Annotated in this window: 4 protein-coding genes; all 4 read left to right on the top strand. The window is 56.2% G+C overall.

The window, feature by feature from the left end; genetic code table 11:
• On the top strand, window positions 1-414 hold a 414-nt coding region (locus KJ653_04700; protein ID MBU0685131.1), incomplete at its 5' end, for a chemotaxis protein CheB.
• Between the two features lie 6 nt (window positions 415-420).
• Entirely contained in the window at window positions 421-2,352 is a 1,932-nt protein-coding gene (locus KJ653_04695; protein ID MBU0685130.1) for a chemotaxis protein CheA, read from the top strand.
• A 6-nt stretch (window positions 2,353-2,358) separates the two neighbouring features.
• Window positions 2,359-2,970: a chemotaxis protein CheC gene (locus tag KJ653_04690; protein MBU0685129.1), complete on the top strand. Its 612-nt coding sequence runs from the start codon at window positions 2,359-2,361 to the stop codon at window positions 2,968-2,970.
• Window positions 2,967-3,443 carry a chemotaxis protein CheD gene (locus tag KJ653_04685; protein ID MBU0685128.1) on the top strand — a complete coding sequence of 159 codons (477 nt, stop codon included), beginning with the start codon at window positions 2,967-2,969 and terminating at the stop codon, window positions 3,441-3,443. The genes KJ653_04690 and KJ653_04685 overlap by 4 nt, the downstream gene beginning before the upstream one ends.
• Window positions 3,444-3,688 lie beyond the last annotated feature (245 nt).

Genomic DNA, 3,688 nt, shown 5'->3' with positions numbered 1-3,688 from the left:
GGACCTAAGGTAGCCATGGCATCTGACGGGCTCATGGCCGAGAAGGGCGTCGCGTACCTCGCCCCCGGAGGGAAGCACATCAGGATTGGCTGGAAGGGCGCGACCACGCTTATCATGAAACTGGACGATGGAGCTCCTGTAAATTTCGTGAAGCCCTCAGCCGACCTCCTGTTCAAAAGCGCAGCCGATTGCATGGGAGCGTCGGTGCTGGGCATAATAATGACAGGCATGGGCTCAGATGGCGCCGAGGGCGCGAAGGCGATCAGGGCGGAAGGAGGCAGGATCCTAGTTCAATCCGAGCAGAGCTCTGTCGCTGCGAGCATGCCCAAGGCCGTCATACAAGCAGGAGCCGCAGACAAGATCGTGTCTCTCGAAGAGATTTCGAGAGAGATCATCAGATTCCTGGAGGGGTGATCCAGCTTGACGAAAGAACTCGACATGACCAAGTATTCGAAGCTCTTCGTCACTGAAGCCAGGGAGAGCCTGCGGGTTATGAGCGACTCGATGCTCGAGCTCGAGAAGGATCCGAGCAACAAAGGGATGATTGACCAGGTCTTCAGGGCATGCCACTCCATCAAGGGCATGGCTGGCATGATGAACATGAGGGTGATAACTGACACCACGCATGCGCTCGAGGACATCCTTTCAGCTGTCAGGGAAGGCAGGATTCAACCCACGGGCGACTCCGCGGAAGCCATCTTCAGGTGCGTTGACGCGCTCGAGGTCATGGTCTCGGCCGTTGAGAACTCCACCCCCGTCAACGAGAACCCCGAGTTGATCGAACAGCTCAAGGCCATCCTTTCCGGAATGCCCAAGCCACCGCCAGTCAAGAAGAAGGCGAAGGAGGAACGCCCGGCAACACGCGAGGCTGGACCGAAGAAGACAACATCTGTCAAGATCAAACTTGGAAGGCGATGCGCTCTACCGTCTGCGAGGGCGGTCGTGATTCTCAAAGAACTGGCGAAGGCCGCAGAGATCGAGCAGACGATTCCTACTGAGGAGGAGATCGAGCGCGAACACATGTTCGAAGACATGACCGTCGTGGTCATTCCTGGAGAGAAATTTACGGAGGTTCTGAGACGAGTTGTGGCGATGACTGATGTCGATGAGGTGCTCGTGGGCGCGACCGACGAACCTATGGAGAAGTGGAACAGGATGGCCAGGCAGGAGACTACCTCGGAAGCGTCGACATCAGAGGCCCCGCTTGCGCAGAATGTCAGAGTTGGCATGGACAAGCTGGACGACCTCTTAGACAATGTGGGTGAGCTAGTCATCGGGAGGAGCAGGTTGAAGGAGAAGGCAGCAGCTCACGATGACTACGAGCTCCAGGAGATCTCTACTCTCATAGACAAGCTGACCTTCGACATTCAGTCGAGGGTGCTCGGCATTCGCATGATACCTCTCGACACGGTCATGAGCAGATTCCCCAGGATGGTAAGGGACATTTCCAAGGCCGAGGGGAAGGATGTCGAGCTAGCGGTCGAGAGCGGGAGCATCGAGCTGGACAGGACTGTGGTGGACAAGATCACAGAGCCTCTCATGCACCTATTCAGGAACTGCATCGACCACGGCATCGAGCCTATGGAAGAGAGAGTGCGTTTGGGCAAGAGGCCGAAGGGCCTCATCAGGATAGTGGCCTCCAAACAGCAGGACCATGTCCTGATCGAGATCTCAGACGACGGTAAGGGAATAGACCTGGATGTGACAAGGAAGACTGCCATCGCGAGAGGCATCATGACCAAGGAGCAGGCGGATGCCGCCACCGGAAGGGAGTTGATCGATCTGCTGTTCAGGCCGGGATTTTCCACGAAGACCGAAGTTACCGAAGTGTCAGGCAGGGGAGTCGGCCTCGACGTCGTCATGAGGAATGTCGAAGACCTTGGAGGGACGGTCATGGTCAATACTTCCAAGGGTGCGGGGTCCACATTCTCGCTCTGGCTGCCTTTCACGCTCGCGATAATAGAGGCGATGTTGGTCGGCATAGCAAACCAGACATACGCCATACCCATGGGAACCGTCGTCGAGACTCACAAGTACGAAACCGATGATATCAAGACCATTAGAAGCAGAGAGGTGGTTCAGCTCAGAGGGGAGGTCCTGCCGCTCATACGGATGCGGGAGTTCTTCGGCATCGAAGAGGGACCGAAGATGAATGGGATCAACACGTTGATCGTGCAGAGCAGGGACCGCAGGGCCGCGCTGAAGGTAGACGAACTGAGCGGTCATCAGCAGATTGTCGTCAAATCACTAGATCATAGGCTGAGGAAGGTCCGCGGCATATCTGGCGGAACGATTCTCGGAAACGGCAAGATAGCTCTGATACTAGATGTGGACTCCATACTCGGAGGGTGAGCAGGAATGACGGACGAGAAGGCCGGCAGAGCGATAGAGATAATCAGAGAGTTCGCCAACATAGGAGCGGGGAGCGCTGCGACCGCGCTGTCTTACCTGCTGGATGTCGAGCTTATGAACGATGTGACCTCGTGCGATATTCTGCCCATGGCAAAGGTCTCCGAGTGGCTGGGCGGGGCCGACAAGGTTGTCGCGGGGACGTACACATACTTGTGTGGCGAACTCAAGAGCGGAATCCTAGTCGTCCTTCCAGAGGCATCGGCTATCACGCTCCTAACACACCTCACGAAGGAGAAGGTCGATCTCTCTTCCTTGACAGAGATCCAGAAATCGGCCCTCAAGGAGGTCGGCAACATATGCCTCTGCTGGTACCTGATGGCTGTCTCGAAGATGATCGATATCGACATGATCCCGGCGCCCCCGGATGCCACAGTCGACCTTCTCGGTGCGGTCCTCGACATTCCGTTGGCAAGCCTCGCTCAGAGAGTGGACACAGTCCTCGCAGTCCACACATCCTTCAAGGCACTTGACAGCCACTTCGACGGATACTTCCTCATGCTGCCCGAGGAATCCACCCTGACGCTCATTCTGGAGAGGATGGGAGAATCCAGAAGATGATTGAACCGAGGACCGTCGGGATCGCTCAGATCGCCATATGCCACGCGCCGGAACAGCTGGTGTGCTTGGGACTGGGTTCTTGCGTGGCCGTGATCCTGTACGATCCAGGCATCAGGACAGGCGGCATCGTGCATGTACTACTGCCACACGCTCCGGTCAAGTGCGATAAAGAGGAGAAGTATGCTGACACGGGTACGAGAAAGCTAGTGAAAGAGATGATTGGATATGGTGTCAAGAAAGAGCGCTTGGTCGCAAAACTCGTCGGCGGCGCTCAGATGTTCCCCGGTCTCAACCTCGCTATAGCTAATGTTGGGAGAGAAAACAGCATGGGTGCCAGAAGTGTTCTCAGGGAACACAACATTCGGATCGTGGCAGAGGACCTCGAAGGCAACAGAGGTCGGTCAGCCTATTTCGACTCCGCAACCGGTCAAGTCACTATAAAGACCGCGTTCCTTCCCACGAAGGTCATCTGAGAGGCCAGTATTGTTCGAATGGGTCTTCAGAAAGGCTTTTGTACTCCGATTGCGTAGTAATCGTCTGCCAGGAGAAGGCGGATGGCTGACGGTAGGTCTGCGTTCATCGCGGGCCGGCTGAGGAAAGTCCCCTCTCCGTGAGAAAGTGGGCTGTCAGAACAGCAGGGCGAGAGTCCTGGCAAGGGCGCAGAAACGACACAGCCTCGGGATAACGTGATGATTCCTCTGTGGATGAAGTCTCTCGG

This window comes from Candidatus Thermoplasmatota archaeon (assembly GCA_018814355.1).
Classification (GTDB): Archaea; Thermoplasmatota; Thermoplasmata; order UBA10834; family UBA10834; genus COMBO-56-21.
The sequence above is the reverse complement of the archived record's forward strand: the minus strand, read 5'-3'. Positions and strand labels throughout refer to the sequence as shown.